General features: G+C 74.0%; 25 protein-coding genes. 15 read left to right on the top strand and 10 right to left on the bottom strand.

Annotated elements, in window-relative coordinates; translation table 11 throughout:
- The first annotated feature begins 31 nt into the window (after positions 1-31).
- The 5 genes from IE94_RS0110510 to IE94_RS0110490 are packed head-to-tail and all read left to right on the top strand — an operon-like array spanning position 32 to position 5,636.
- Entirely contained in the window at positions 32-1,288 is a 1,257-nt protein-coding gene (locus IE94_RS0110510) for an SCO2321 family membrane protein (protein ID WP_030181510.1), read from the top strand.
- On the top strand, positions 1,285-1,938 hold the full coding sequence (locus IE94_RS0110505) for an SCO2322 family protein (RefSeq protein WP_030181507.1): 654 nt from the start codon (positions 1,285-1,287) through the stop codon (positions 1,936-1,938). The genes IE94_RS0110510 and IE94_RS0110505 overlap by 4 nt, the downstream gene beginning before the upstream one ends.
- Positions 1,925-3,100 (top strand): energy-coupling factor transporter transmembrane component T, encoded by a 1,176-nt coding sequence (locus tag IE94_RS0110500; protein ID WP_030181504.1) that lies wholly within the window; start codon positions 1,925-1,927, stop codon positions 3,098-3,100. The genes IE94_RS0110505 and IE94_RS0110500 overlap by 14 nt, the downstream gene beginning before the upstream one ends.
- A complete protein-coding gene (locus tag IE94_RS0110495; RefSeq protein ID WP_030181502.1) occupies positions 3,097-4,788 on the top strand; it encodes an ABC transporter ATP-binding protein in 1,692 nt (563 codons plus the stop codon). Before IE94_RS0110500 ends, IE94_RS0110495 begins: the two co-directional genes overlap by 4 nt.
- Positions 4,785-5,636, top strand: a complete 852-nt coding sequence (locus tag IE94_RS0110490; RefSeq protein WP_030181501.1) for an ECF transporter S component — start codon at positions 4,785-4,787, stop codon at positions 5,634-5,636. Before IE94_RS0110495 ends, IE94_RS0110490 begins: the two co-directional genes overlap by 4 nt.
- A gap of 75 nt (positions 5,637-5,711) precedes the next feature.
- On the opposite strand, the gene IE94_RS0110485 is transcribed toward IE94_RS0110490, so the two are convergent.
- From IE94_RS0110485 to IE94_RS0110475, 3 genes are all read right to left on the bottom strand, one after another.
- Positions 5,712-6,098: a PIN domain-containing protein gene (locus tag IE94_RS0110485; protein ID WP_030181500.1), complete on the bottom strand. Its 387-nt coding sequence runs from the start codon at positions 6,096-6,098 to the stop codon at positions 5,712-5,714.
- The gene (locus IE94_RS0110480) at positions 6,095-6,358 is read right to left on the bottom strand and encodes an Arc family DNA-binding protein (protein WP_030181499.1); all 264 of its coding nucleotides are present in this window, start codon (positions 6,356-6,358) and stop codon (positions 6,095-6,097) included. Before IE94_RS0110480 ends, IE94_RS0110485 begins: the two co-directional genes overlap by 4 nt.
- A gap of 454 nt (positions 6,359-6,812) precedes the next feature.
- Complete coding sequence (locus tag IE94_RS0110475; RefSeq protein WP_245235214.1) at positions 6,813-7,889, bottom strand: GlxA family transcriptional regulator; 1,077 nt, start codon at positions 7,887-7,889, stop codon at positions 6,813-6,815.
- Between the two features lie 140 nt (positions 7,890-8,029).
- Between IE94_RS0110475 and IE94_RS0110470 the strand changes: the two genes are divergently transcribed.
- A complete protein-coding gene (locus IE94_RS0110470) occupies positions 8,030-8,620 on the top strand; it encodes a cysteine hydrolase family protein (RefSeq protein WP_030181497.1) in 591 nt (196 codons plus the stop codon).
- A 118-nt stretch (positions 8,621-8,738) separates the two neighbouring features.
- Positions 8,739-10,394: a hypothetical protein gene (locus IE94_RS0110465; protein WP_030181493.1), complete on the top strand. Its 1,656-nt coding sequence runs from the start codon at positions 8,739-8,741 to the stop codon at positions 10,392-10,394.
- Here the strand turns inward: IE94_RS0110465 and IE94_RS0110460 are convergent.
- Positions 10,348-12,426 carry a bifunctional glycosyltransferase 87/phosphatase PAP2 family protein gene (locus IE94_RS0110460; protein WP_030181489.1) on the bottom strand — a complete coding sequence of 693 codons (2,079 nt, stop codon included), beginning with the start codon at positions 12,424-12,426 and terminating at the stop codon, positions 10,348-10,350. The two genes, IE94_RS0110465 and IE94_RS0110460, sit on opposite strands and share 47 nt — an antisense overlap.
- A 408-nt stretch (positions 12,427-12,834) precedes the next feature.
- On the opposite strand from IE94_RS0110460, the gene proP reads away from it, so the two are divergent.
- Both proP and IE94_RS0110450 read left to right on the top strand, forming a co-directional pair.
- On the top strand, positions 12,835-14,250 hold the full coding sequence (proP, locus tag IE94_RS0110455; protein ID WP_051777409.1) for a glycine betaine/L-proline transporter ProP: 1,416 nt from the start codon (positions 12,835-12,837) through the stop codon (positions 14,248-14,250).
- 117 nt (positions 14,251-14,367) lie between these two features.
- On the top strand, positions 14,368-15,039 hold the full coding sequence (locus tag IE94_RS0110450) for an O-methyltransferase (RefSeq protein ID WP_030181484.1): 672 nt from the start codon (positions 14,368-14,370) through the stop codon (positions 15,037-15,039).
- A 13-nt stretch (positions 15,040-15,052) separates the two neighbouring features.
- On the opposite strand, the gene IE94_RS0110445 is transcribed toward IE94_RS0110450, so the two are convergent.
- Positions 15,053-15,451 (bottom strand): hypothetical protein, encoded by a 399-nt coding sequence (locus IE94_RS0110445; RefSeq protein ID WP_030181480.1) that lies wholly within the window; start codon positions 15,449-15,451, stop codon positions 15,053-15,055.
- A gap of 88 nt (positions 15,452-15,539) precedes the next feature.
- Here IE94_RS0110445 and IE94_RS0110440 point away from each other — a divergent pair, with 88 nt between their 5' ends.
- Positions 15,540-15,947, top strand: a complete 408-nt coding sequence (locus IE94_RS0110440; protein ID WP_030181478.1) for a DnaJ family domain-containing protein — start codon at positions 15,540-15,542, stop codon at positions 15,945-15,947.
- Positions 15,948-15,957: 10 nt separating this feature from the next.
- Here IE94_RS0110440 and IE94_RS37875 read toward each other — a convergent pair whose 3' ends face one another.
- Together IE94_RS37875 and IE94_RS0110430 are read right to left on the bottom strand one after the other, a co-directional pair.
- The gene (locus IE94_RS37875) at positions 15,958-16,545 is read right to left on the bottom strand and encodes a hypothetical protein (protein ID WP_078606447.1); all 588 of its coding nucleotides are present in this window, start codon (positions 16,543-16,545) and stop codon (positions 15,958-15,960) included.
- 3 nt (positions 16,546-16,548) lie between these two features.
- Positions 16,549-17,226, bottom strand: a complete 678-nt coding sequence (locus tag IE94_RS0110430) for a hypothetical protein (protein ID WP_030181472.1) — start codon at positions 17,224-17,226, stop codon at positions 16,549-16,551.
- Positions 17,227-17,390: 164 nt separating this feature from the next.
- Here IE94_RS0110430 and IE94_RS0110425 point away from each other — a divergent pair, with 164 nt between their 5' ends.
- Positions 17,391-17,897: a GNAT family N-acetyltransferase gene (locus IE94_RS0110425; protein WP_030181470.1), complete on the top strand. Its 507-nt coding sequence runs from the start codon at positions 17,391-17,393 to the stop codon at positions 17,895-17,897.
- A gap of 10 nt (positions 17,898-17,907) precedes the next feature.
- Here the strand turns inward: IE94_RS0110425 and IE94_RS0110420 are convergent, their stop codons facing one another.
- Positions 17,908-19,971: an MDR family MFS transporter gene (locus tag IE94_RS0110420; RefSeq protein ID WP_030181468.1), complete on the bottom strand. Its 2,064-nt coding sequence runs from the start codon at positions 19,969-19,971 to the stop codon at positions 17,908-17,910.
- A 172-nt stretch (positions 19,972-20,143) separates the two neighbouring features.
- Between IE94_RS0110420 and IE94_RS0110415 the strand changes: the two genes are divergently transcribed.
- Positions 20,144-21,301 (top strand): peptidoglycan-binding domain-containing protein, encoded by a 1,158-nt coding sequence (locus IE94_RS0110415; RefSeq protein ID WP_030181465.1) that lies wholly within the window; start codon positions 20,144-20,146, stop codon positions 21,299-21,301.
- A 206-nt stretch (positions 21,302-21,507) separates the two neighbouring features.
- On the opposite strand, the gene IE94_RS0110410 is transcribed toward IE94_RS0110415, so the two are convergent.
- Together IE94_RS0110410 and IE94_RS0110405 are read right to left on the bottom strand one after the other, a co-directional pair.
- Positions 21,508-22,173, bottom strand: coding sequence for an HAD-IA family hydrolase (locus IE94_RS0110410; RefSeq protein WP_030181463.1), 666 nt, complete (start codon positions 22,171-22,173; stop codon positions 21,508-21,510).
- 154 nt (positions 22,174-22,327) lie between these two features.
- Positions 22,328-22,909 (bottom strand): TMEM165/GDT1 family protein, encoded by a 582-nt coding sequence (locus tag IE94_RS0110405; protein WP_030181461.1) that lies wholly within the window; start codon positions 22,907-22,909, stop codon positions 22,328-22,330.
- 467 nt (positions 22,910-23,376) lie between these two features.
- On the opposite strand from IE94_RS0110405, the gene IE94_RS0110400 reads away from it, so the two are divergent.
- The 3 genes from IE94_RS0110400 to IE94_RS0110390 all read left to right on the top strand — a co-directional run bounded on the left by IE94_RS0110400 (position 23,377) and on the right by IE94_RS0110390 (position 26,491).
- Positions 23,377-24,021, top strand: a complete 645-nt coding sequence (locus IE94_RS0110400) for an HNH endonuclease family protein (protein WP_030181460.1) — start codon at positions 23,377-23,379, stop codon at positions 24,019-24,021.
- Between the two features lie 88 nt (positions 24,022-24,109).
- Positions 24,110-25,783 carry an alkaline phosphatase D family protein gene (locus tag IE94_RS0110395; protein ID WP_030181459.1) on the top strand — a complete coding sequence of 558 codons (1,674 nt, stop codon included), beginning with the start codon at positions 24,110-24,112 and terminating at the stop codon, positions 25,781-25,783.
- A 246-nt stretch (positions 25,784-26,029) separates the two neighbouring features.
- Positions 26,030-26,491: a DoxX family protein gene (locus tag IE94_RS0110390; RefSeq protein ID WP_030181451.1), complete on the top strand. Its 462-nt coding sequence runs from the start codon at positions 26,030-26,032 to the stop codon at positions 26,489-26,491.
- The last annotated feature ends 214 nt before the right edge of the window (positions 26,492-26,705 follow it).

Below are 26,705 nucleotides of genomic sequence, written 5' to 3'. Positions count from 1 at the left end.
GACCCCGCACAGGGAAAGGCACCCGCCGATCATGAACGTCCGCCGACGCAGCAGCGCCGCGGCTCTGGCCGCCATAGCCGTGATCGGCGCCGCCGCCGCGCCCGCGGTCGCCGCCGATCCGTCGCCCTCCGCCTCCCCGTCCACGACCGCGCCGTCCGGGCTGTACGGGACCACCGACCCCCGGTACGACGGGGTCTGGCGCCAGTCCCTCGCGCTGCTCGCGCAGGACACGGTGGGCGTGGTCCCGTCCTCGACGGCCGTGAAGTGGCTCACGGACCAGCAGTGCGCGAACGGCGCCTTCGCCCCCTTCCGCGCCGACCCGTCCAAGCCCTGCGACGCCAGGACACCGATCGACACCAACAACACGGCCGCCGCCGTCCAGGCGCTCTGGGCCGTCGGCGGCCACGGCGACGTCGTCGAGGAGGCCCTCGGCTGGCTGAAGTCCGTGCAGAACAAGGACGGCGGCTGGGGCTACAGCCCCGGCACCCCCAGCGACGCCAACTCCACCTCCGTCGTCATCGGCGCCCTGACCGCCACCGAGACGAACCCCGAGGACGTCGCGAAGGGCGGCAAGTCCCCGTACGACGCCCTGCTGGCCTTCGCCCTGCCCTGTGCGAAGGACAAGGGCGCGGGCGCCTTCGCCTTCCAGCCCGACAAGGACGGCAAGCTGCTCGCCAACGCGGACGCGACCGCCGCCGGTGTCCTCGGCTCGCTCGGCAAGGGCCTGGTCGCCGAGGCCGGTGAGAAGACCGGCGCCGCCTCGTGCGCCGACGCGGACTCGCCCACCCGCGAGCGCGCCGCCGCCAACGCCGCCGCGTATCTCACCGACACGCTCGCCAAGGACGGCCACCTCGTCTCCGCCCTCGGCGGCTCCGCCGACCAGCCCGACTACGGCAACACCGCCGACGCCGTCGTCGCCCTCGCGGCGCAGGGCGGCACGGACAAGGCGGCCGAGCCGCTGGCCTGGCTGAAGAAGAACGCCGCGACCTGGGCCGCGCAGAGCGGCCCGGCCGCCTACGCCCAGCTGATCTTCGCCGCCCACGCCACGGGCACCGACCCGCGCGACTTCGGCGGCACGGACCTGGTGGCGAAGCTGAACGCGACGGGGCCGGCTCCGCAGGGGGTGGCGGCGAAGGACACCGCGTCCGCGCACGCGGACGAGACGTCGGACGAGAAGAAGGACGACGACTCGCCCTTCGGCGTCTGGTGGTTCGTCGGCGTCTGCCTGGTCTTCGGCATCGGCATCGGCTTCCTGCTCAGCAACCGCAACAAGAAGCAGCAGCCGTGACCCGCCGCGTCGTCCTCTTCCTGCTGGCCGCGTTCCTGCTGATCGGGACCGCCGGCCAGGCGCGGGCCGCCGGGTACCGCTACTGGTCCTACTGGGACCGTGACGGCGGGGCCTGGGTCTACGCCACCCAGGGCCCGTCCCTGGTCCGCCCCTCCGACGGCGATGTGCAGGGCTTCCGCTTCGCGGTGAGCGAGGACTCGGGCGACGCGGCCCGGCCGCGCGGCACGGCGGACTTTGCGTCGATCTGCGCGAAGACCCCGGCCGAGGACGGCAGCAAGAGGGTGGCGCTGGTCCTCGACTTCGGCACGGCCTCCGACGCCCCGTCCGGCGAGACCCCGCCCGCCCCGCGCACGGCCTGCGCGCAGGTCTCCCCCGACGCGACGACGGCCGACGCCCTGGCCGCCGTCGCCGGTCCCCTCCGCTACGACACCAACGCCCTGCTGTGCGCGATCGCGGGCTACCCGAAGTCGGGCTGCGGGGAGCAGGTGTCCCAGAAGCAGGACCCGAGGACGGCAGCGGCCCCCGAGAAGGACGAGAGCGCGGACGAGGGCGGTCCGTCGGTCGGCCTCGTCGCGGGCATCGCGGTGATCGCCGCCCTGGCCGCCGCAGGCGCCTGGCAGGCAGGGCGGCGCAGGAATGCGACCCGCTGAAGCAGCACCCCGTGCGGGCGGTCGTGCCGCCGGGACGACGGGGGTCCCCCCGGCGCGCGCAGGCGCCCCCGCCCGCCACCAGCGCACCGCACCCGTTCATCCCGGCGCCTGGTGGCTGTGGGCGCTGGCCCTGGGCACCGCCGCCACCCGCACCACCAACCCCCTCCTCCTCGCCCTCCTCGTCACCGTCTCCGCCTACGTCGTCATCACCCGCCGCCCGCAAGCCCCTTGGGCCCGTTCCTACGGCGCCTTCGTCAAACTCGCCCTCGCCGTCCTCCTCGTCCGCCTGCTGTTCACCACCCTCCTCGGCTCCCCGATCCCCGGCACCCACACCCTCCTCACGCTCCCCGAAGTCCCCCTCCCCGACTGGGCGCAGGGCATCCGCCTCGGCGGCCGAGTCACCGCGGAGGGCCTCGCCTTCGCGCTGTACGACGCGATGAAGCTGGCCACCCTCCTCATCTGCGTCGGCGCCGCCAACGCCCTGGCCAACCCGGCCCGTCTCCTCAAGTCCCTGCCCGGCGCCCTGTACGAGATGGGCGTCGCCGTCGTCGTCGCCCTCACCTTCGCGCCGAACCTCATCGCCGACGTCCAGCGCCTGCGCGCCGCCCGCCGGCTGCGCGGCCGGCCGGACCGCGGCCTGCGGGGCCTGCTCCAGGTGGGGCTCCCCGTCCTGGAGGGCGCTCTGGAGCGCTCGGTCGCCCTCGCCGCCGCGATGGACGCCCGCGGCTACGGCCGCACCGCCCAGCTCCCGGCCGCCGTCCGCCGTACCACCGCCGCCCTCACCCTCGGCGGTCTGCTCGGCGTCTGCGCGGGGACGTACGGGCTGCTGACCGCCGCGGGCGGCACGTACGGCATCCCCGTACTCCTGGCCGGCGTGGCCGCCGCCGTCGCGGGTCTGTGGCTCGGCGGCCGGCGCACGGTGCGCACCCGCTACCGCCCCGACCGCTGGGACGCCCGAGCCTGGCTGGTCACCGGCTCCGGCGCGGCGGTCGCGGCGCTGCTGTTCCTGGCCGCCGCGCGCGACCCGGCGGCGCTGCACCCGGGCGTGGTCCCCCTGCGAGCCCCGGCCCTCCCCCTCGGGCCGGCGGCGGCCGTACTGCTCGGCCTGCTCCCGTCGTTCGTCACCCCCGCACCCGAGCCCGCCGTGAAGGAGCCGTCGTGATCCGCTTCGAGGACGTGTCCGTCACGTACGACGGTGCTGCCGAACCCACCGTCCGGGCCGTGGACTTCGCGGTCCCGGAGGGCGAACTGGTCCTGCTCGCCGGGCCCTCCGGCGTCGGCAAGTCCACCGTCCTGGGCGCGGTAGGCGGCCTCGTCCCGCACTTCACCGGTGGCACCCTGCGCGGCCGGGTCACCGTGGCCGGCCGCGACACCCGCACCCACAAGCCCCGCGAACTCGCCGACGTGGTCGGCACGGTGGGCCAGGACCCGCTCTCCCACTTCGTGACGGACACCGTCGAGGACGAACTGGCCTACGGCATGGAGTCCCTGGGGCTCGCCCCGGACGTGATGCGCCGCCGCGTCGAGGAGACCCTCGATCTCCTGGGCCTCTCCGACCTGCGCTCCCGCCCCATCGCCACCCTCTCCGGAGGCCAGCGGCAGCGGGTCGCCATCGGCTCGGTGCTCACCCCGCACCCGGAGGTCCTGGTCCTGGACGAACCGACCTCCGCCCTGGACCCCGCCGCCGCGGAGGAGGTCCTGGCGGTCCTCCAGCGCCTGGTCCACGACCTCGGTACGACCGTCCTGATGGCCGAGCACCGCCTGGAGCGGGTCATCCAGTACGCCGACCAGGTCGTCCTGCTCCCGGCCCCCGGCGCGGCCCCGCTCATCGGCGCTCCGGCGGAGGTGATGGCGGTGTCCCCGGTGTACCCGCCGGTGGTGGATCTGGGCAGGCTGGCGGGCTGGACCCCGCTGCCGCTGACGATCCGGGACGCCCGCCGCCGGGCCGCCCCCCTGCGCGAGCGCCTGTCCGGCCGGGAGGTTCCGGACCGCACCCCGCCGCCGTCCGCCCCGCTCCCGGCGCCACCCGCCCCGCGCCCCGTCACCCCCCGTTGGCGTCGCCGCAGGAAGCCCTCGGAGAGGATCACCTCCCCCACCCCGTACGCCGCCGAGGTCTGCTCCCTCGCCGTGCGCCGCGATCGCGTCCAGGCCCTGCGCCACGTGGACCTGACGGTCTCCCCCGGCGAGACGGTGGCCCTGATGGGCCGCAACGGCGCCGGAAAGTCGACGCTGCTCTCGGCGCTGGTCGGCCTGGTCGAACCGTCGGCCGGTTCGGTCCGGGCCGGGGACGCGGTACCGCACCGTACGGCCCCCCGCGACCTCGTACGCCGGGTCGGCCTGGTCCCGCAGGAGCCGCGCGACCTGCTGTACGCGGACATGGTCGCCGCCGAGTGCGCGGCCGCCGACCAGGACGCGGAGGCGACCCCCGGCACCTGCCGCGCGCTGCTCACCGAACTGCTCCCCGGCGTCCCGGACGACACCCACCCCCGGGACCTCTCGGAGGGCCAGCGCCTCACCCTCGCCCTGTCCGTCGTCCTCACCGCCCGTCCTCCGCTCCTCCTCCTGGACGAGCCGACGCGCGGCCTGGACTACGCGGCGAAGGCCAGGCTGGCCGGCATACTGCGCGCCCTGGCCGCCGAGGGCCACGCGATCGTGCTGGCCACGCACGACGTGGAACTGGCCGCCGAGCTGGCCCACCGGGTGGTGCTGCTCGCCGAGGGCGAGGTGATCGCCGACGGTCCGGCGGCGGACGTGGTGGTGGCCTCGCCGTCGTACGCCCCGCAGGTCGCCAAGGTGCTGGCGCCGCGCAAGTGGCTCACGGTGGCCCAGGTACGGGAGGCGCTGGCATGACCGGCGGCTCCCCTCCCCAGCGCCAGGCCCGCGCGGTCCGCCTGGGCCCGCGCTCGGTCGCCGCGCTGGTCCTGGTCGGCGCGGTGGGTGTGGCGGGCTTCGGCTGGCCCTTCCTGGCCCCGCCGGACGCCTCGCTGAACGCGCACGCCGAGGACGCGCCGTGGCTGTTCGCGGGCGTGCTGGTGCTGCTGGTGGCGGTGGTGGCGGCGACGATCTCTGAGTCGGGCCTCGGCCCCAAGGCCGTGGCGATGCTCGGCGTCCTGGCGGCGGCGGGCGCGGCCCTGCGTCCCATCGGGGCGGGGACGGCGGGCCTGGAGCCGATGTTCTTCCTCATGGTGCTCAGCGGCCGGGTCCTCGGCCCCGGCTTCGGCTTCGCGCTGGGCTCGATCACGATGTTCGCGTCCGCGCTGCTCACGGGCGGGGTGGGGCCGTGGATGCCGTTCCAGATGCTGGCGATGGGCTGGTTCACGATGGGCGCGGGCCTGCTGCCGGGCCCCGACCGGCTGCGCGGCCGCGCGGAGCTGCTGATGCTGGCGGCGTACGGCTTCCTGGCGGCCTTCGCCTACGGCACGGTCATGAACCTCGCGGGCTGGACGTTCATGAACACCCTCGCCTCGAACATCGCCTTCGACCCGGACGCCTCGGTCCCCGACAACCTGGCCCGCTTCCTGGCCTACTGCCTGGCCACGTCGCTGGGCTGGGACGGGGGCCGCGCCGCCATGACGGTCGTCCTGACCCTGGCGCTCGGCACCCCGGTCCTCAGGGCCCTGCGGCGCGCGACCCGCAGGGCGGCCTTCGAGGCGCCGGTCACGTTCGCCGAGGACGACCAGGTGAGCCGCCCCACGTGAGCCGCTTCACCTGCGAGGCGGCGTCGGGGACATCCTCGCCCGCCTGCGACCGCCCACAGCAAAAGCGATCCGGCGTCAGCGGTTGAGGTCCAGTACGGGCAGCCCGCGCCCCTCATACGCCTTCGGAGCCACCGTGGCGATCAACGCGTCCGCGCCCCACTCGGGCAGGTGCCGCGCCGCGTGGATCGCCGCGCCGACCCCTGGCGGTACGCCGTCGCGGCTCAGCTGTGCGATCGCGAGCACTGCCGGGTAGTCGAGGTCGACGGTGTGCATCACGTCCAACTGCCCGACGTGTTCGGTGATGCCGAGCAGCTCACTCTCCGCCTCCAGCACGGAAAGGGCCGGCACCCACAAACGGGTCTCCGTCTCGAAGTTCGCGCGGTGGACGAGAGCGGACACCTGCCGACTGCCCGACAGCGCCACGAGCGTGGGCGCGTCGAGGACCAGGTGGTGCAGGATCACGCGGCATCACTCTGCTGCCGGGCGAATGCCTCCCGGAGCCTGCGTCCCATCGTCGCGCTCTCCTCGTCGTCCACCTCGACCCCGAAGTTCTCGGCCAGGTAGGCGCGCGTCCGCTCGGCGCGCTCCCGACGCTCCTCCTGCGTCAGCGTCGACTCCGCGAACTCCTGCACCAGCGATCGAATAGACGTCCCCTGCGCCTCCGCGATCACCGCCAACCGGTCCCGCACCTCGGCCGGGACCCGGATCATCGCATCACCCATGCAGCGGAGTATACGTCGACGTATACGCCGACGGAGACCGCTTGACGGGCTTGCTGCTCCACCGGGCCGGCGTCGTCCGCGTGGTGGCCCGGTCGGGCCTCCGGCAGCCACTCACCCCCGGACCGGCTCCTGGGCGGGGCGTCCGGGGCCGCGTTCGGTGCGACCGCGACCCTGTGGATCGGCGCGGCCGGTATGACGCCGAGTGCCCTTCCCACCTTCCTGTGGTGGCGCCCAGGGTCTCCCGTTCCTCGGGGGTGAGCTCGGGCGCCTCGGGGTCGAGGTGCAGCCGCTCGGCCGATGCGGCGCGGGGATACGGCGGCGGAGCGGGAGCTGTCGCGCACGGCCGGGGACCCGGGGCGCGGGTGCAGCCGGGTCGTCGTGCGCGCCGGCGGCGCCGGTCGGGGGAAGAGTGCGGTCACGTCGACCGGACGGGGCGGGGTGGTACGGAGGGCGTTCATGGCGGTGATGCCGCCGGCAGCCGCTGGCAGCGGTGCACCGGTCCGGGCCCCGTCGGTCCGTGCTGGACCGCCTGGGCGCCGGCCCTCGCACCCGTCCGGAACCGGCGCCGGTACTCCGTCGGGGTCGTGTCCAGCCTGCGGCGGAAGGCTCTGACCAGGGTGTCGACGGTGCCGAAACCGCAGGCCGACGCGACGCGTTCCAGGGTCGCGTCGGTGGATTCGAGCTGCTGGCGTGCCGCTTCCACGCGCGCCGACTCGACGTAGGCGTACGGGGTCGTGCCGAGTTCGGTCTTGAAGATGCGGGTGAGCTGCCGGTCGCTGACGTGGGCGTGGGCCGCGAGGTCGGCGACGGTGAGCGGTGTGGCGAGGTTGCGCATGATGTGGTGCCGGAGGTCCTCGACGCGCCGGGTCGTGGAGACCTGCTCCAGCGGCACGCTGAACTGGCTCTGCCCGCTGGGCCGTTTCAGGTACATCACGAGCTGCCGGGCCACCCTGAGCGCGACCTCCTCGCCGAGGTCGTCGGCGACGAGCGCGAGGGAGAGGTCGAGGCAGGAGCTGATGCCGGCGCCGGTCCACACGTCGCCCTCGCGGATGAAGATCGGGTCGGCGTCGACCTCGACGGCCGGGTGCTCGTAGGCGAGTTGACGCGCGGTCGACCAGTGCGTGGTGGCCCGCTTGCCGTCGAGCAGCCCGGCGGCGGCCAGGACGTGCGCCCCGACGCAGACGGACGTGACGCGCCGGGTCCGTGCCGCGAGTCGCCGCACCCACTCGACCACGACGGGGTCGGTGAGCGCCCGCACCCGGCTCGGGCCGTCGATCTCGACCGCGCCGGGCACGATCAGGGTGTCGATGCGCCGCGCGGACAGGTCCTCGAAGGTGGCGTCGGGCAGCACGCGGACTCCGGCGGCGGTGGTGACGGGGTCCATGGACCCGGCGGCGAGGACCACTTCGTAGCCCGCCGCGTCCTCCGTCTCCCGCCGAGCGAGGGAGAACACCTCCGGCGGCCCGGTGACGTCGAGCAGGTCGACGCCCTCGAAGAGCACGACGACGATCAGTCGTCCGACGGAGTTCACGGTTCCTCCCGCGGCGCACAGGGTCATGTCGGTATCTGCAGGTTAGACGACATTGCCGACATCGCCGGGCGCGCCCTAGCGTCGTAGGAGCAGGCCGACGCAACGGCTGCCGCCCACACCCCGAATCCGAGGGAGCCCCCATGCCCAGAACCACGCTGCGCCGCCTCAGCGGTCTCGACGACACCCCCGCGAAGCTCGCCGACTCCACACTGGTCCTCGTCGACTACCAGAACACGTACACGACGGGTGTGATGGAACTCGACGGCTGGCAGGCCGCGCTCGACGCCGGGGCCCGGCTGCTGGCCCGCGCCCGGCGGGAGGGCGCCAAGGTCATCCACGTCGTCCACGACGGCGGCGAGGGCAGCCCGTACGACCTCGGGGCGGAGATCGGGCAGATCCACCCGAGCGTCGCCCCCGTCGACGGCGAGCCCGTCGTCACCAAGAAGGCGCCGGACTCCTTCTTCGGCACCGACCTGGGCGAGCACGTCCACGCGGCCGGACACGCCGACCTCGTCGTCGTCGGCTTCATGACGCACATGTGCGTGGCCTTCACCGCCCAGGGCGCCTTCCTGCGCGGCAACCGCCCCACGGTCGTCGCCGACGCCTGCGCCACCCGCGCCCTCCCGGTCACGGACACCGAACTCGACGCCCGCCAGGTGCACCACGGCGCCCTCGCCACCGTCGCCGACATGTACGGCGTCGTCGTACCGTCGCAGGACTCCCTCGGCTAGGAGCGCCAGGGGGCTCTCCTCGGCCCCGGTCCAGGTCAACGTTTCTGTTCGATTTATCGTCTTCGCACATGTGTCCACGCCGGGCACCCCCGACGACGCCGAACGGAACCCCCCGACCGTGGCCCCTGCCGAACTCACCGTCCCCCGGCCCGAACGGCGTCGGGACAGACGTCCCGGCGACGTCCTGCGCGCCTTCGGGCGCCGGCACCGCGTGCCGCTGCTGGCGACCCTGCCCACCCTTCCGCTGTACGCGGTGTGGTGGGCGGTTCTCGCCACCGGGGGCGGTGACCTCGCCGCGCAGGAGGCGTGGGCCGACTTCGCGTCACGGCACGGGGGTTCGGCGTACGGGCTGTTCTGGTACGGCGGGATGCACACCGTCAACTACAGCGTCGTCTCGCCGTACTTGATGGCGCTGGCCGGGGTGCGCACCGTCACGGTCGTGTCCGGTCTCGCCGCCTCCTGGCTCGCGGCCGTGCTGATCGTGCGGTGCGGGGTGCGCCGGCCCGTGTGGCCCGCGCTGCTCGCTTCCCTCGCGCTGTGGTGCGACGTCGCCTCGGGCCGCACCACCTTCGCGCTCGGCGTCGCCCTCGCGCTGGCGGCCTGCGTGCCGCTGGTGCGCGAGCGGCGGCTGTGGCTCGCCGCCGGGTACGCGGCGCTGGCGACGACCGCCTCGCCGGTGGCCGGGCTGTTCCTGGCCGTCGTGGGGGCCGCGTTCCTGCTCGTACGGGACTGGGGGCGCGCCCTGGTGCTCCTCATACCCCCGGCCGCCGTGGTCGGGGCGACCACGCTCTTCTTCCCCTTCACGGGGGAGCAGCCGATGCCGGCGGCGCGCATCTGGCCGCCGCTCGTGCTCGGCCTCGCCGTCACCGCGCTGGCCCCGCGCACCTGGCGGGTCGCCCGGTGGAGCGGGGCCGTCTACGCGCTCGGGACCGTGCTGACGCATCTGATCGCCTCGCCGGTCGGCACGAACGTCGAGCGGTTCGCCGAGCTGTTCGCGCCCGCCGCGCTGCTGGCCGCGCTGCTCTCCGCGCCTCCCGCGCTCACCGCGGCCCGGTCGCGGCGGTTGCTGTCGGGGCTGCTGGCCGGGGCCCTCGTCTACTCCGTCGGGTGGGTGGGCAGGAAGACCGCCGACGACCTGAAGGTGTCCACCGCCGTGCCGGCCTGGGCCGCCGGGACCGACGGTGTCGTGGACGCCCTGAAGGGGCTCGGCGCCGACCGGACGCGGGTGGAGGTGGTGCCCGCCCGCAACCACCGCGAGGCCACCCTGCTCGCCCCGCACGTCAACCTGGCCCGCGGCTGGAACCGGCAGCTGGACGTGGAACGCGGACGCCTCTTCTACGACGGCACCTTCTCCGCGGCCACCTACCGGGCGTGGCTGGACCGCTGGGCGGTGGGCTTCGTCGTCCTCCCGGGCGGCAGGCCGGACGGCCCCGCCGAGGCCGAGGCGGCGCTCGTGGGGGACCCGGGGCTGCGGCCCGAGTGGCTGGAGCCCGTCTGGCGGGACGCGCACTGGCGGGTGTACCGGGTGCGGGACGCCGTACCGCTCGTCTCCGCGCCCGGCACCGTCCTGACCACCACCCCCGCCGACCTGGTGCTGCGCGTGGCGAGGCCCGGCGCGGTGACCGTGCGGGTGGCCTGGTCGCCGTGGCTGCGCAGCGACGGCGGGTGCCTCACGCGGGACGGCGAGTTCACCCGGCTGACCGTCGGGGCGCCGGGCGAGTACCGGATCAGCTCCCGGTACGGTCCCTCGCCGGGACCGGCGGATCGCTGCTGACGCCGGGCGCGGGCACCGCGACCTCCTTCGCCGCCGCCGTCCGGGCCCTCGGCCCCTGGAACCAGTACGTCAGCCCGAAGCCCGCCGCGACCACGGCCGCGCCGCCCACCGCGTCCAGGACCCAGTGGTTGCCGGTCGCCACGATCGCCGAGACGGTGAAGAGCGGGTGCAGCAGGCCCAGGGCCTTCATCCACATCCTCGGCGCGATGACCGCGATCGCCACCCCGCACCACAGCGACCAGCCGAAGTGCAGCGACGGCATCGCCGCGTACTGGTTGGTCAGGTGCGTCAGCGTGCCGTAGTCCGGCTTCGTGAAGTCCTGCACGCCGTGCACGGTGTCGATGATCCCGAGGCCCGGCATCAGCCGCGGCGGGGCGAGCGGGTAGAGCCAGAAGCCGACCAGGGCCAGCAGCGTGGCGAAGCCCAGGGAGGCGCGGGCCCAGCGGTAGTCGACCGGGCGGCGCCAGTACAGGACGCCGAGGACGGTCAGCGGGACGACGAAGTGGAACGACGTGTAGTAGAAGTCGAAGAAGTCCCGCAGCCAGCCGACCTTCACGACCGCGTGGTTGATCGCGTGCTCGATGTCGAGGTGCAGGAAGCGCTCGACGTCGAGGATCTGCCTCCCGTGCTCCTCGGCCCGCGCCCGGCCCGCCGAGTTGCTGCCCCCGGTCGCCGCGAGGCGGACCTGGGAGTAGGCGGCGTAGGTGACCCGGATGAGGAGCAGCTCCAGGAGGAGGTTGGGCCGGGTGAGGACCCGGCGCAGGAACGGCAGCAGCGGGACGTGCTTGAAGCGGGTGGGGACCGGCGGCGCGTAGGCCGTCGGGACCGGTGTCCCGAAGTAGGGCGAGGTGCGCGCGAGGAACGGCACGGCGACGGCGGCGGCCAGCGCGGCGAGCAGCACGACGTTGTCCCGCAGCGGGTACAGGGCCGCCATGTCCGGCAGCATCATCTTCGCGGGCAGCGTCATCACCAGGACGACGGCGACCGGCCACACGTACCGGTCGGAGGCCCGCTTGCCGACCCGGCCGACGACGGCGGGCAGCACCCACAGCAGCTGGTGCTGCCAGGTGGCCGGGGAGACGGCGACGGCCGCGCAGCCGGTGACGGCGACCGCGAGCAGCAGCTGGCCGTCGCGGGCGTAGCGCACGGCCCGGCGCAGCGCGAGGACGGCGACGGCGGCACCGAGGACGAGGAAGAGGGCGATCTCCAGCGGGCCGCTCACGCCGAGGCGCAGCAGGGCGCCGTGCAGCGACTGGTTGGCCAGGTCGTCGGCCTCGCCGCCCAGTCCGACTCCGGCCAGGTGGTGCACCCAGTACGTGTAGGAGTCCTGTGCCATGGCCGCCCAGGCGACGGCCGTGCAGACGACGAAGGTGATCCCGGTCGCCGCGGCGGCGCGTCTGCGGTCGGTGAACCACAGCAGCGGGACGAAGAGGAGGACGGTCGGCTGGAAGGCCGCGGCGACGCCGATCAGCACGCCGCTCACCCGGTCGCCCCGCGTCCCGCGCACGGCGAAGCAGCCCAGCAGGACGAGGAGGACCGGGATGATGCTGGTCTGGCCGAGCCAGAACGCGTTGCGCACCGGGAGGGAGAGCATCAGCAGGCTGATGGCGACCGGCGCCGCCAGCAGCGCCGTGCGGCGTCCGACCGGCTGGGGCAGGGCGCGGGCGGCGACCAGGCCGAGGGCCACGACCAGCAGCAGCGAGCCGAAGGTCCAGCCCCAGCCGAGAGCCTGCTCGGCGGCGCGGGTGAAGGGTTTGAGGACGAGGCCGACGAACGGCGTGCCGGTGAACTGCGTGGAGTCGTACAGGGACCCCTCCACGTGCAGGACGCCGTGCTCGCCGACCCAGGTCTCCAGGTCCGTCAGGCGCTCCCCGCGCGGGGTGCCGAGGACCGCGGCCACCTGTCGTACGGCCAGGACGGCGGCGATCAGCCACAGGCCGAGGCGCGCGACGCGCAGCCGTGCTCTGGTCGCGTCGGCGGCCGAGGCTCCGAAGGTCTCCACCGGTCGCCCACTGTGCTCCGCATTCGCCACGCCTCGTCGGCCTCCCGCCCCGCTCGTACCGCACGTCCCGCGCTCGTGTACGCGGTGTGTCGTCCTTGCGAACCCTACGAGGCTCGCACCACCCCCGGAGGAAGACGCGAGCGCCCCCCACTCCGCCTGACAGCCGCGCGCTTTTCGTCCCGGGGAGCGAGAAGGATCACAGCGCGCGGGTGGCCGGGCGGCGCGCGGCGCGCGCATGTCCCCTGCGTGGACGCCATTTTGGTGCACAGTGCAACGAAAAGCATACCGGGCGTAAGCGGCGCATCACCGCCTATGGTCGCTTTTCCGCCCGTGGCCGAGTGCCGCGGGCTCCTTCCGGCCCGGCGACAGCGCCGCCGTGCGGGTCGTGGCGTTCCGCGCCTGTGTTCCTGTCCCCGTCGAAAGTAGGCGAGCGTAGTTTTGTCGGCCGTCGCCGCTGCTCCTGGGTCCCGTACGAACCCGGCCCCCGTCCCGCGTGCCGCCGGCGCGCCCACCGCAACCGATCCCGCGCTCGTCCGCCGCGCCGTCAAGGCCGCGGCGCTGGGCAACGCGATGGAGTGGTTCGACTTCGGCGTCTACAGCTACATCGCCGTGACGCTGGGCAAGGTCTTCTTCCCGTCGGGCAACCCGACCGCGCAGTTGCTCTCCACCTTCGGCGCCTTCGCGGCGGCCTTCCTGGTCCGGCCGCTGGGCGGCATGGTCTTCGGTCCGCTCGGGGACCGGGTCGGGCGGCAGAAGGTGCTCGCCGTGACGATGATCATGATGGCGGCGGGCACGTTCGCCATCGGCCTGATCCCGTCGTACGCGACGATCGGCGTCTGGGCGCCGGTGCTGCTGCTGGCCGCGCGGCTGGTGCAGGGCTTCTCCACCGGCGGTGAGTACGCGGGCGCGTCCACCTTCATCGCCGAGTACGCGCCGGACCGGCGGCGCGGGTTCCTCGGCAGCTGGCTGGAGTTCGGCACGCTCGCCGGGTACATCGGCGGCGCCGGGCTGGTGACGCTGATGACGGCGCTGCTGTCGGACGGCGACCTGATGTCGTGGGGCTGGCGCATCCCGTTCCTGGTCGCCGGGCCGATGGGCATCGTCGGGCTGTACCTGCGGATGCGCCTGGAGGAGACCCCGGCGTTCGCGGCCGAGGTGGCGAAGGCGGAGACCGAGCGGCCGAAGGTGCCGCTGCGGGAGATGGTCACCGGTCAGTGGCGTGCCCTGCTGCTCTGCGTCGGACTCGTGCTGGTCTTCAACGTCACCGACTACATGCTGCTGTCGTACATGCCGAGCTATCTGACCAGCGAGCTGAAGTACGACGAGACGCACGGGCTGCTCGTGGTGCTGGGCGTGATGGTGCTGATGATGGTCGTCCAGCCGTTCGCGGGCGCGCTGACCGACCGGGTCGGGCGGCGGCCGGTGATCGCGGCGGGCTGCGCGGGCTTCCTGCTGCTGTCCGTCCCGGCGCTGCTGCTGATCCGCGAGGGCAGCCTGCTCGCGGTGGCGCTGGGCATGGCCGCGCTGGGCCTGCTGCTGGTCTGCTTCACGGCCTCGATGCCGTCGGCGCTGCCGGCGCTGTTCCCGACGCGGGTGCGGTACGGCTCGCTGTCGATCGGCTTCAACGTCTCGGTGTCCCTGTTCGGCGGGACGACGCCGCTGGTGGTGACGGCGCTGATCGGGGCGACGGGCGACATGATGATGCCCGCGTACTACATGATGGCCGCGGCCGTGGTCGGCGGCGTGGCGGTGTGGTTCATGACGGAGTCGGCGGGACGCCCGCTGCCGGGCTCGGCACCGGCGGTGGAGGGACAGCGGCCCCGCGGCCCGGTCCACTCCGCCGCCGCGCCGTGAGCGCGGAACACCCGGTCCTGATCGCCCACCCAGGTCGTCCGCGTGGCTAACCTCCTTGGTGCACCTGCTGAACGCACCTGCTGAGACAGGTCAACGACGCACACGGAAGGCTCCCGCATGAGCGAGTCGCGGCTCTGGGACGACGTCGACGCCTACTTCGCCACCCACCTCGCACCCGACGACGACGCCCTGGCGGCCGCCCGCAGGGAAAGCGACGCCGCCGGGCTGCCGCCGGTGAGCGTCACCGCCACCCAGGGCAAGCTCCTCCAGCTCCTCGCCCGGATCCAGGGCGCCCGCACCGTCCTGGAGATCGGCACCCTCGGCGGCTACAGCACCATCTGGCTGGCCCGCGCCCTGCCCGCCGACGGCCGCCTGGTCACGCTGGAGTACAGCGCCCGGCACGCGGAGGTCGCCACCCGCAACATCGCCCGCGCCGGCCTCGACGCCCTCGTCGACGTGCGCGTGGGTCCCGCGCTGGAGTCCCTGCCGAAGCTCGCCGACGAGAACCCGCCGCCCTTCGACCTGGTCTTCATCGACGCCGACAAGGGCAACAACCCGCGCTACCTCGAGTGGGCCCTCAGACTCACCAGCACCGGCAGCCTGATCGTCGTCGACAACGTGGTCCGCGGCGGCCGGGTGGCCGACGCCGACGACACGGGCGACGACGTCCGCGGCACCCGCGCCGCGATCGAGCTGATCGGCGCCCACCCCCGGCTCAGCGGCACCGCGGTCCAGACGGTCGGCGCCAAGGGGTACGACGGGTTCGCGCTGGCGCGCGTGCTGGCCTGACCGCGGGCCGGTCCTACACCTCGTGGTAGAAGCCGACGTTGACGCTGCGCGGCTCCGCGCGGTCCTGGACCACCACCTCGCCGCTGCCGCCCCTGGGCAGCGGCACGGTGCCGCCGTACGTCATGGGCTGCGCCTGCGCGTGGCCGCCGACGGTCAGCCGGACCTCGCAGGAGGGGTCGGGCTGGGAGCCGCGCAGCCAGGTCAGCCGCCAGACGCCGTCCGGTCCGCAGCGGAACTCCAGGTGGACCCGGGAGACGAACAGCCAGTCCTCCGGCGTCGACAGCCGGCACACGGACCTGTCCCTGCCCACCCGCAGCACCGCGTCCGGCTCGCTGGGCGCGTCGGCCATCTGCATGCCGGCCGTGGCGCCCGCGTCCGCCGCGGTGACGGCGGCCATGGTGAGTTCGAGCACGTGCGCTCCTTCGAGGTCCGTCGGCTTGTCGCCGCCGCATGATAGATCGCCCCGTGGAGCGGTGTCCGGCGTCCGGCACAATGGGGTCATGACCGAGCGAAAGCCACCAGGCGTCGACTTCGAGTTCTGGGTCGACAAGCAGATCCGGGACGCGGACGCCCGCGGTGAGTTCGCCGGGTTGCCCGGCGCGGGCAAGCCCCTGCCCAGCGAGGTGGACAGCACCTACGACGAACTGTGGTGGGTCAAGCGGAAGATGGCCCGCGAGGGCTTCTCCGTGCTGCCGCCCACGCTGGCCCTGCGCAAGGAGGCGGAGGACGCCCTGGAGGCGGCGGCGAAGGCACCGTCGGAGCGGGTGGTCCGCCGCATCGTCGAGGAGATCAACGTCAAGATCCGCGACGTCATGTTCAAGCCGCCGCCCGGCCCCCCGCTGGGTCTGAAGCCCTACGACGTCGAAGAGGTCGTACGGCGGTGGCGGGAGGGCCGGGCGGCGGAGTGACGCCCGTGGCTCACAGGCGCATCAGCCGGTCCGCCAACTCGCGGTAGTCCCGCAGGGCCAGGCGGAGTTGCTCGGTGTCCGTGCTCGGCGCTCCGCTGTCCGCCCCGGCCTCCCGCCAGGAGGTGCGCAGGGTGCGGCGGCGGTGGGTCACGGCGTCGGTGAAGCGCGCCGCGATCTCCTCCAGGACGCGGTCGGCCTCCTCGACGGAGGCACGGGGCGCGTCGACGAACCCGGCCACCGCGTGGTGCAGCCGCCGGCCGAGCCGGTCGGACTCACCGGGCGGCAGGAGCGACGCACCGGCCGAAGCGTCCGCCGCGGAGACTGCGGCGGTGGTCCCGGGTCCGGGCCCGGACCCGGCCCCGGACCCGACGGTGACACCGGGCTCGTGCTCGGCGGTGGTGGCGGGCCTGGACTCGGCGATGACACCGGGCTCGTGCTCGGCGGTGGTGCCGGGCTCATGCTCGGCGGCGGTGCCGGGCCTGGACTCGGCGGTGGGGCCGGGCTCGTGCTCCGCGGCGGTGGGGCCGGGCCTGGGTCCGGCGGTGGTGCCGGGCTCGACCGTCGGGTCGGCGCCGGTTTTGCCTGTCATGTCGGGCATGCCTCAGCTCTCCTTCGGTCGGCGCTTGCCGAGCGACCACGCGTGGGGCGCCCGGGACTCGTGGGCGGCGGATGCCGGTTCGCCCGCTTCGGTGCCGGTCCGCTGCCGCCGGGCGTCGTGGCGGTCCGGGCGGACCAGTGTCTCGAACAGCGCGCGGGCCTCGACCATGGACGCGCGCATCTCCTCCGTGCCCGCGCCGCCGCCCTGCGCGTCGTCCGCGCGCGCGTGCGTCACACGGTGCACCCGGCGGTACCCCTCGACATGGTGGGCGTGGTGCACGGACAGCGCCGTGAGCTGCTCCTCGTACTGTCCGCCGTCCGGGAAGCCCCGCGCGCCGGCGAGTTCCGCGAGCAGCCGGTCCGCCTCGCCGACCGCCTCACGCGGGGAGTCGACGAAGCGCTCCTGGGCCGCGGCCCAACGCGCCTCGAAGCGTTCCCGCTCGGCGGGCTCCAGGGGCCGGGTGCGCAGCGACCCGTGCCGCCGCACCCGTTCGGCCAGTTCCCGTTCCGCGGCCTTGGTGTCGCCGTCGTGCCGGGCCACGGCCAGGTCGTACTCGGGCCCGAAGCGCCGCTTGAGGCTTCCGCCGTGCTGGGAGCCCCGTGCGCGCAGGGCGAGGACGGCCGCGACGACGAGCACGACCGCCACGATCACGATCAAGGTGATGATCACGCCTGTGGACATGAGTGCCTTCCGGGTATGCGGCCCGTCGGCTCTCCGAGCGGGCCGGTTCGCGGTTCGTGTTGCCCCGGACTCCGCGCTCAAACGGCGCACGGCGTGCGCCGACGGCGCACGGGTGGGAAAATGCGCTTGTCCGGTGCGCCGGTCCCCTGGCGACAATGCCCCTCATGACCTGGACCGTCGCCCCGGAACCGTACGACTCCCCCGTGGCCGCCGCCCTCTGGCGCGCGTACTACACGGAGGTGAGCGACCGCTGGTACCAGCGGTACGAGGGGCGCTCCACCGACCCGGCCGAGCTGGAGCGGGAGATCGCCGCGTACCCCGGCGCCGACCTCGCGCCTCCCCGGGGGCAGTTGCTGGTCGCCCGCCACGGCGGTGAACCGGCCGGCACCTCGGGCGTACGGCTGCTGGATGACGCCACCGCCGAGCTGACCCGGGTGTTCCTGTACCGCCCGATGCGCGGCCGGGGCGGCGCCGCGCTGCTCGTGCGGGCCGCCGAGGACGCGGCACGGGCGCTCGGGGCCCGGCGCATGGTCCTCGACACGCGGGGCGACCTCGTGGAGGCCCGCGCCCTGTACGCGCGCCTCGGCTACACCGAGACCGAGGCGTACAACGAGAGTCCGTACGCCGAGCACTGGTTCACCAAGCGGCTGTGCGGCGACGGCGGCTCCTGATCCTGCCTGCTCAGCCCGCCCGCGCGGGTGTACGCCCCTCGTGCGGGCGCTCGCGGTCGGAGCCGCACAGTTCGCCGGTCAGCTCCCGCACCAGCTGCACCAGGTCGGTCGGACGGTCCGGGCCCCACCAGTCGCCCAGCAGTTCGGCGAGCGAGTCCTCCCGGGCCAGCGCCAGCCGTTCGGCGACCTCGCGGCCCCGGACGGTGAGAACGAGGTCGGGTCCCTCGCGGACGGCGAGGTGCCGCTCCTCCACCTGACGGGCGGCCGCCATCACGGTGGCCAGCGGGACCGGGCTGCGCTCCGCGAGCTGGGCGGGCTCGACCCGGCCGTACTTCCTGACCCGCAGCAGCATCCAGCTCGACGCGGGCAGCAGGTCGTAGCCCGCCCGTGCGGTGATCCTGCGGTAGATCTCCCGGCGGCCCTCCCGGGTGCCGAGGACCGACAGGGCGCGGCACACCTCGTCGTGCGAGGAGCGTTCCACCGGGTTGCTGGCAAGGGTCTGGGTGGCGTCCGGCGCCGTGACCGAACCGCGCAGCCGGTCCTCCTTGAGGAACCAGGCCAGCAGGAAGGCGAGCAGGGCGACGGGCGCGGCGTACAGGAAGACGTCGGTGATGGAGGAGGCGTAGGCGTGGATCGCCTCGGGGCGCAGCGCGGGCGGCAGGGCGCCGATGCCGCGCGGGTCGGCCTCGAGGGTGTCCACGGAGACGCCGGGCGGCAGGGCGGTGCCCCGGAAGGCGTCGGTGAGCTGGTCGGCGAGGCGGCTCGCGAAGATCGTGCCGAAGATCGCCACGCCGAACGACGCGCCGATGGACCGGAAGAAGGTCGCGCCGGAGGTGGCGACGCCCAGGTCCTCGTAGGGGACGGCGTTCTGCACGATGAGGACGAGGACCTGCATCACCAGGCCGAGGCCCAGGCCGAAGACGAAGAAGTAGGCGCTCACCTCGGCGGTGGCGCTGTGCTCGTCGAGCTGGTGCAGCAGGAGCAGTCCGAGGGTGGTGATGGCGGTGCCCGCGACGGGGAACACCTTCCAGCGGCCGGTGCGGCTGACGATCTGCCCGGAGACGGTCGAGGACAGCAGCAGGCCGAACACCATCGGCAGCATGTACACACCGGACACCGTCGGGGAGACCCCGCGCACGACCTGCAAGAACGTCGGCAGGTAGGTCATCGCGCCGAACATCGCGAAGCCGATCACGAAGCTGATGACGGCGGACAGCGTGAAGGTGCGGACGCGGAAGAGCTTGAGCGGCAGCACGGGCTCGGCCGCCCGGCGTTCCACGGCCACGAAGAGGACGGCGAGGACGACCGCGAGGACCGCGAGCCCGATGATCTGCGGGGATCCCCAGGCCCAGGTCGTGCCGCCGAGCGAGGCCACCAGGACCAGGCAGGTGGCGACGGAGGCGATGAGGAGGGTGCCGAGGTAGTCGATGACGTGCCGGGTGGCGCGGCGCGGGATGTGCAGGACCGCCGCGATCACCGCGAGCGCGACGATGCCGACGGGCAGGTTGATGTAGAAGACCCAGCGCCAGCTGAGGTGCTCGGTGAAGACCCCGCCGAGCAGCGGCCCGAGCACGCTGGTCGCGCCGAAGACCGCGCCGAACAGCCCCTGGTAGCGGCCCCGCTCGCGGGGCGGGACCAGGTCGCCGACGATCGCCATCGACAGCACCATCAGCCCGCCGCCGCCCAGGCCCTGGAGGGCCCGGAAGATGATCAGCTGGGACATGCCCTGCGCGATGCCGCACAGCGCGGAACCGACCAGGAAGATCCCGATCGCCAGCTGGAACAGCTTCTTGCGTCCGTACTGGTCGCCGAGCTTGCCCCACAGCGGGGTCGCGGCGGTGGCCGCCAGCAGATAGGCGGTCACCACCCAGGAGAGGTGTTCGAGGCCGCCCAGGTCGCTCACGATGGTCGGCAGGGCCGTCGACACGATGGTCTGGTCGAGTGCGGCGAGCAGCATGCCGAGGAGCAGGGCTCCGATGGAGACGAGTACGCCGCTGGAGACCTGCTCCCGTTCGTCCGGTGCCGTCGGCCGCGCCGGGTCCGGCTCCGTCGCCTCGCGCACATCTTCGGCCATCCCGACCTCCACGGTGTCGACGCACACAGCCCATCCCGGTCGGTGTGACCAGTTATGGCCGTTTCAGTCCTCATGGAAGCCGATATTCCGGGGGCGTGCGCACCGAAGTGTGGAGGAGATCTGCATAATCTCTGGAGTTCGCGAGGGGAGTCGCGAGGGGAGGGACGAACGCGTGGAACAGCAGAAGGACCCGTCGCGGGAGCGGCCCGCGAGGGCCTCGTGCCCGGAGTGCGGCACGCCCAGGGCGGCGGACAACACGCCGTCCTGCGCCTGCGGCACCAGGGCCTCCGACGCCCTGCGCGACCGACGCACGGCCCAGGCGGCAGCGGCGGAGGACTTCGACCCGCTGCGCATACGGCCGTACGTCGAGCTGGACGGGGCCGGGGAGCCCCCGGGCGCGCCCGACGCGTCCGGCCAGCACGGTGACACGCCCACGTCGCCCGCACCGCCCGTGTCCGACCCGGACGCCACCATGACGCTGCGCGCGGTCGACGCCGGAGCCGCCGCGGGGTCCGCGACCGGCTCGCCCGGCGGCGACGGGGACACGGCGGCGACCTCCGCACTGCCGACGCCCCTGGCCCCCTCGGCCGACTCGCCCAACGCCCACGACCTGCGCCTGTTCGAGACCTCCGCCACCGCACGCCTCCCCCGGGCGGACCCGGGCACGGACGGCACAGACGGCACGGACGGCGGCGGAAGCCCACCGCGCAGGCGGCGCAAGGGCGTGCTGCTGAGTGCCGCCGGAGCGGTCGTGGTCGTGATCGGCGCGGCGGGATTCGCTGGCGGGCTGTTCTCGTACGACACCCCGTCACGGGACGGGGCGCTGCCGGAGGAGGTCCGGGCGAGCGTGCCGGACCCGTCGACCGACGAGGCCTCGCCGAGCGCGGAACCGAGCACGTCGTCCGCCGCGCCGTCGTCCTCCGCGTCCCCCTCCGCCTCCGCGTCCGCCTCGCCGTCGGCCGACGCGAGCACGTCGGCCTCGCCGTCCCCCTCGGCGTCGAGCGCCTCGCCCACACCGTCCAGGTCGGCCGAGCCGACGCAGAGCACGACCGCGCCGGCGGAGGAGGCCCCGCAGGAGCCCGGGGAGGACGACCCCGGCACGGACGGCGGCCCGCTGCAGCGCGGTGACCAGGGCCCGGAGGTGGTCGAGTTGCAGCAGCGCCTGGCCGAGGTGGAGCTCTACCGGGGCGACCTCAACGGCAACTACAACCGCCAGGTCGAGGACGCGGTCCGCCACTACCAGTGGTCCCGCGGCATCTACTCCGACGGGGTCGGCGTCTACGGCCCGGACACCCGCCGCAGGCTGGAGTCGGAGACCCGGGAGCCGTAGCGGCGGCCAGGCCCTCGACGGACGGAGTCGGCCGCTGCGCGGGCTCGGGGAGACGTCGGCCGATGCGCGGGCGCGGGAGCCGTCGGCCGACGCGCGAGCCCAGGACGCCGTAGGGCAACGAGGCAACGTGCGGTCGCCCGGCCCCGCCGGCCGCTGTGCGGGCCCATGGCGCCGTCGGCCGGTGCGCGAAGACGGGGCCGGCCCCGTCAGCCGATGTGCAGGCGCAGGGTGCCGTCCGCGTCGGCCTCGACCCGTACCCGCGTCAGGTCCTCCACGACCACGTCCGGCCCGTACGACCCGGCGCGCGGCCCGACCCCCACGACCCGCATCCCCGCGGCGCGCGCGGCCGCGATGCCGGCGCCGGAGTCCTCGAAGGCGACGCAGTCGGCGGGGGCGACGCCCAGTTCGGCGGCGCCCTTGAGGAAGCCCTCCGGGTCGGGCTTGCTCGCGCCGACGGACTCGGCGGTGACCCGGACGTCCGGCTGGGCGAGCCCGGCGGCGGCCATCCGCGCGGTGGACAGGGCCACGTCGGCCGAGGTCACCAGGGCGTGCGGCAGGCCGCGCAGCGAGGCGAGGAAGTCCGGCGCGCCGGGGATCGCGACGACGCCCTCGGTGTCGGCGGTCTCCTCGGCGAGCATGCGGGCGTTGTCGGCGTGGTTCTGCTCCATCGGCCGCTCCGGCAGCAGCAGGGCCATGGTGGCGTAGCCCTGCCGCCCGTGGACCACCTTCATGACCTCGTCGCCGTCCAGCCCCTGCCGGTCGGCCCAGCGCCGCCAGACGCGCTCCACGGCGGCGTCCGAGTTGACCAGGGTGCCGTCCATGTCGAGCAGCAGGGCACGGGCGGGCAGAACGGTGGTGGCGGTGGCCGTCATCGGCAGTCTCCAAAGCGCGGGGAGGAAACAAGGCGGCCCCGCCCGCCGGTCAGGGAGAACGGGCGGGAACCACTTTGTTCATGCACGGTACAAAAAAGACCCGGGTACGCGCCACCGGCACCCGCCGCGGAACCCGGCGCTCGGCGCTCGCCGCTCAGCCGGCGATCGCCTCCCACAGGCTCCACACGCCGAGACCCAGCATGAGCACGGCCGCGATCTTCGTAATCAGCCCCAGCGGCACCCGCTTCATCAGGGCCTTCCCCCCGACGATGCCGAGCCCGGCCACCGCCCACAGCGCGAGCACCGCGCCGAGGCCCACGGAGAGCGGGTCGTCGTAGCGGGCCGCGAGGTTGGCCGTCATGATCTGCGTCAGGTCACCGAACTCGGCGACCAGGATGAGCATGAACCCCGCCCCGGCGACCTTCCAGAAGGACTGGTCCTCCGGCTTGCGGATCTCCTCGTCCTCGTCGTCCTTCTTCATCAGCAGCACGGCGGCGCCGCCCAGGAACAGCACGCCGGTCACGGCATGCACGATCTGCTGGGGCAGCAGGGTCAGCACACTGCCGGCCGCGACCGCGAGCACGACATGCAGCAGGAAGGCGGCGGCCACGCCCGCGAAGACGTACGAGGCGCGGTAGCGGGTGCCGAGGACGAGGCCGGCGAGCGCGGTCTTGTCGGGCAGTTCGGCGAGGAAGACGACACCGAAGACGAGCGCCGTCACGGTCAGGCTGATCAAGATTCCTCAATCGGTCGGGGCCGCCCCACCGAGAGTGCTGATTGCGCGGATTTCACGACGTCCGCGACGCAAGACACCTCGGCACGGCAGCACACGGATCCACCCCTGCCGTACGGCACGGGCGTGCACTGCTTGCCGAAGGTCTCGCTGGCCTGCCCCGCGTACGAGGCCTGCCTCCGGGCGCCGGCTCAGACGAGCTGAGCAGTATGTCGACGGTCCGGCGAAGAGCTACTCCCCTTCTGCGCCGTCCATAGTACGCGACCCCCCGGGCGGCACCGAGGGCCGAAGGTCCCGCCGCGGCTCCGCCCCGGCGCACGCCGCCCCTCTCGTCACGAGTCCCGTCACGCTTCTAGACGTGCCATGCACACGTCACTAACTTCTTACCGGCCGCACACCTGTGCGCCATGCGGCGTCGCGAGCATTCCCCTGCCCGCGTCCCAACGCCCCCACACTCAAAGGGAGTTCGCATGCCGAAGTTCTACGCGCGTCGACGACTGGGTTTCCTCGCCGCGTTCACCGGGCTCATAGCCTCCGCCGGGCTCCTCAACGGCCCGGCCGCCTCCGCCGCCCTCCCCACCCCGGTCAGCGCGGCCACCGCCCGCACCTACCTCGCCTCCCTCACGGTGGCCACCGAGGACCGCACCGGCTACGACCGGGACCTCTTCCCGCACTGGATCACGCAGTCGGGCACCTGCAACACCCGCGAGACCATCCTCAAGCGCGACGGCACGAACGTCGTCACCGACTCCTCCTGCGCCGCCACCAGCGGGAGCTGGTACTCCCCCTACGACGGCGCCACCTGGTCCGCCGCCTCCGACGTCGACATCGACCACCTCGTGCCGCTCGCCGAGGCCTGGGACTCCGGCGCCGACTCCTGGACCACCTCGCGGCGGCAGTCCTTCGCCAACGACCTGACCCGGCCCCAGCTCCTCGCGGTCACCGACAACGTCAACCAGGCCAAGGGCGACCAGGACCCGGCCACCTGGATGCCCTCGCGCACCGCCTACCGCTGCACGTACGTGCGCGCCTGGGTGCAGGTGAAGTACTACTACGACCTCTCGGTCGACTCCGCGGAGAAGTCCGCCCTCCAGGGATACCTCGCGAGCTGCTGACCTCCCGCCCGCCGCCGGGTCGGCGCGGACCCTCCCCACCGGCCTCCGTCGCCCCGTACCGTACGGGGCGACGGAGGAGAGGATCATCATGGCGGAACTGCGCCTGGGCCCAGTGCTGAGGTACACCGACGGCTCCCGCGCCACCGTCTGGGTCGAGACGGACGGCCCGTGCACGGCCGAGGTGCGCTGCGCCGACGGCGCCCGGGGGACGGCCCGCAGCTTCCGGATCGCGGGCCACCACTACGCCCTGGTGCCGGTCGGCGGCCTGACCCCCGGTACGGCGACGGAGTACGAGGTGCTCCTCGACGACACGCCCGTGTGGCCGCTGCCGGACTCCCGCTTCCCGCCCTCGGTGATCGCCACGCCCACCGGCGACGACGGCATGCGCGTCGCCTTCGGCTCCTGCCGCTGGGCCGCGCCACCGGCCGGCGGCAAGGACCCGGTGGGCCCGGACGCGCTGGACACCCTCTCCGCCCGTGTCGCGGCCGACCCCGACGGCGCGCGCCCGGACGTGCTGCTGCTGCTCGGCGACCAGGTGTACGCCGACGAGATCTCCGACGACACGCGCCACTGGATCGCCGGCCGGCGCGATGTGGAGGCGGGGCCCGGAGACCAAGTCGCCGACTACGAGGAGTACACCCACCTCTACTACGAGTCCTGGCTCGACCCCGAGGTGCGCTGGCTGCTGTCCACCGTGCCCAGTTGCATGATCTTCGACGACCACGACGTCATCGACGACTGGAACACCTCCGCCGCCTGGCTCGCCGACATGCGGGCCACCGACTGGTGGCAGGAGCGGCTGCTGAGCGGGCTGATGTCGTACTGGGTGTACCAGCAGCTGGGCAACCTCTCCCCGGACGAACTGGCCGCCGACCCGTTGTACACGGCCGTCCGGGACGCATCCGACGGCACCGGGGCCCTGCGGGAGTTCGCCGCCCGGGCCGACGCCGATCCGGCCTCCGTCCGCTGGAGCTACCGGCGCGACTTCGGACGCATACGGCTGCTGATGGTCGACTCCCGCGCGGCCCGCGTCCTGGAGGAGGACCGCCGTTCGATGCTCGACCCGGACGAGGCCACGTGGCTGCGCGAACAGATCCTTGACGGGCGGAGCGCGGCCGACGGTCAGGGCGAGGGCGGCGACGGCCGCGGCGCGTACGACCACCTGCTGATCGGCACCTCCCTGCCCTGGCTGCTGCCCCACCTGGTGCACGACGTGGAGGCGTGGAACGCCGCGATGTGCGGCGGCGAACGGGGCGCGCGCTGGGCGCGGTTCGGGGAGCGGGTACGGCGCGGGGCCGACCTGGAGCACTGGTCCGCCTTCCCCTCGTCCTTCGGCGCCCTCGGCGACCTGATCGCCGAGGCCGGTACCGGGCCGGGGGCGCCCGCGACGGTGAGCGTGCTCTCGGGCGACGTCCACCACGCCTACGTGGCCGAGCCGTCGTGGCCGGGGCGGGCGCCCGGCGCCCGGGTGGCCCAGCTGACCTGCTCCCCCGTCCACAACTCCGTGCCGCTCTCGATCCGCCTCGGCTTCCGCTTCGGCTGGAGCGCCCCTGCGCGTGCCCTCGGGCGGCTCATCGCCCGGCACGGACGCTGCGCGCCTTCGGCGGTGCGCTGGCGCAGGACGGGCGGGCCCTGGTTCGGCAACCAGATCATGACGCTGACCCTGCGCGGGCGGACGGCGCGGCTGCGCCTGGAACAGGCCCGGGCGCGCCGGGACGGGGCGATCGTCCTGCGCACGGTCACGGAGCGGGAGCTGGCCTAGCCGCGTGCCCCGGCATGGGACGAGGGTGGTGCGGGGTATGAATTGAGTCACGTTCGCGGGGCGCGCCGCGCATGTGGGAGCGCTCCCACCTGGTCGGGCGGCGGTGACGGCCAGGTGACTGCACGTCAGGCTATGGCGGAATGTTGAACTTGCAAGCACTCATTAGGCACACCTAACGTGGGCAGCCCACTCGGTTCCGTCCCCCGCCGGCCCACCCCGGCCGGCCGACCGAAGGAGCAACCCCCCATGCTCGGACGCCTCAACCGCGGCAACGCCCAGCCCTACGTACTCGGTCTGTTCCGCGTGGTCGTCGGCCTGCTCTTCGCCTGCCACGGCGCCGCCTCCCTCTTCGGAGTCCTCGGCGGCGCCGCGGGATCGGGCGGCACGATCGACGCGGGCACCTGGCCGGGCTGGTACGCGGCCCTGATCCAGTTGGTCGGCGGCGGACTCGTCCTGCTGGGCCTCGCCACCCGGCCCGCGGCGGTCATCTCCTCCGGCTCCATGGCCTACGCGTACTTCAAGGTGCACCAGCCGGTCGCCCTGTGGCCGATGGAGAACGGCGGCGAGGCCTCCGTCATGTTCTGCTGGGCCTTCCTGCTGCTCGCCTTCACCGGTTCCGGCGCCTTCGGCCTGGACCGGCTCCTCGCCCGGCGCACCTCCGAGCAGGAGCAGTCCGCCCCGGAGCGGCAGACGCCGGTCGCGGCCTGACCGGACCACCACGGGGGCCCGGGCCTCCGAGTTTCGCTCTTCCCCGCCAGCCACGACAGCGGTGCCCGTCCGGACGCGGCGGCACCGCTGTCGCGCGTGTGAACGCCTTGCGTCGATCACACAAGCCCCCTGTGAACCCTCTGTCACACCCTCGGCGTACGCTGTATGGCTGTCATCGGCCGCTCCTGCCGTCCCCGCGTCTCGCGGCAAGGCC

The organism is Streptomyces violaceorubidus (assembly GCF_000717995.1).
GTDB lineage: Bacteria > Actinomycetota > Actinomycetes > Streptomycetales > Streptomycetaceae > Streptomyces > Streptomyces violaceorubidus.
This window is presented reverse-complemented; position numbering and strand designations above follow the sequence as displayed.

Bases quoted from the DNA above. Each gene is read 5' to 3' on its own strand.
- IE94_RS0110420 (WP_030181468.1), bottom strand. From the start codon at position 19,971: ATGGCCGAAGATGTGCGCGAGGCGACGGAGCCGGACCCGGCGCGGCCG.
- IE94_RS0110410 (WP_030181463.1), bottom strand. From the start codon at position 22,173: ATGACGGCCACCGCCACCACCGTTCTGCCCGCCCGTGCCCTGCTGCTC.
- IE94_RS37875 (WP_078606447.1), bottom strand. From the start codon at position 16,545: ATGCCCGACATGACAGGCAAAACCGGCGCCGACCCGACGGTCGAGCCC.
- IE94_RS0110500 (WP_030181504.1), top strand. From the start codon at position 1,925: ATGCGACCCGCTGAAGCAGCACCCCGTGCGGGCGGTCGTGCCGCCGGG.
- IE94_RS0110390 (WP_030181451.1), top strand. From the start codon at position 26,030: ATGCTCGGACGCCTCAACCGCGGCAACGCCCAGCCCTACGTACTCGGT.
- IE94_RS0110480 (WP_030181499.1), bottom strand. From the start codon at position 6,358: ATGGGTGATGCGATGATCCGGGTCCCGGCCGAGGTGCGGGACCGGTTG.
- IE94_RS0110450 (WP_030181484.1), top strand. From the start codon at position 14,368: ATGAGCGAGTCGCGGCTCTGGGACGACGTCGACGCCTACTTCGCCACC.
- IE94_RS0110440 (WP_030181478.1), top strand. From the start codon at position 15,540: ATGACCGAGCGAAAGCCACCAGGCGTCGACTTCGAGTTCTGGGTCGAC.
- IE94_RS0110470 (WP_030181497.1), top strand. From the start codon at position 8,030: ATGCCCAGAACCACGCTGCGCCGCCTCAGCGGTCTCGACGACACCCCC.
- IE94_RS0110490 (WP_030181501.1), top strand. From the start codon at position 4,785: ATGACCGGCGGCTCCCCTCCCCAGCGCCAGGCCCGCGCGGTCCGCCTG.
- IE94_RS0110430 (WP_030181472.1), bottom strand. From the start codon at position 17,226: ATGTCCACAGGCGTGATCATCACCTTGATCGTGATCGTGGCGGTCGTG.
- IE94_RS0110510 (WP_030181510.1), top strand. From the start codon at position 32: ATGAACGTCCGCCGACGCAGCAGCGCCGCGGCTCTGGCCGCCATAGCC.
- IE94_RS0110425 (WP_030181470.1), top strand. From the start codon at position 17,391: ATGACCTGGACCGTCGCCCCGGAACCGTACGACTCCCCCGTGGCCGCC.
- IE94_RS0110395 (WP_030181459.1), top strand. From the start codon at position 24,110: ATGGCGGAACTGCGCCTGGGCCCAGTGCTGAGGTACACCGACGGCTCC.
- IE94_RS0110400 (WP_030181460.1), top strand. From the start codon at position 23,377: ATGCCGAAGTTCTACGCGCGTCGACGACTGGGTTTCCTCGCCGCGTTC.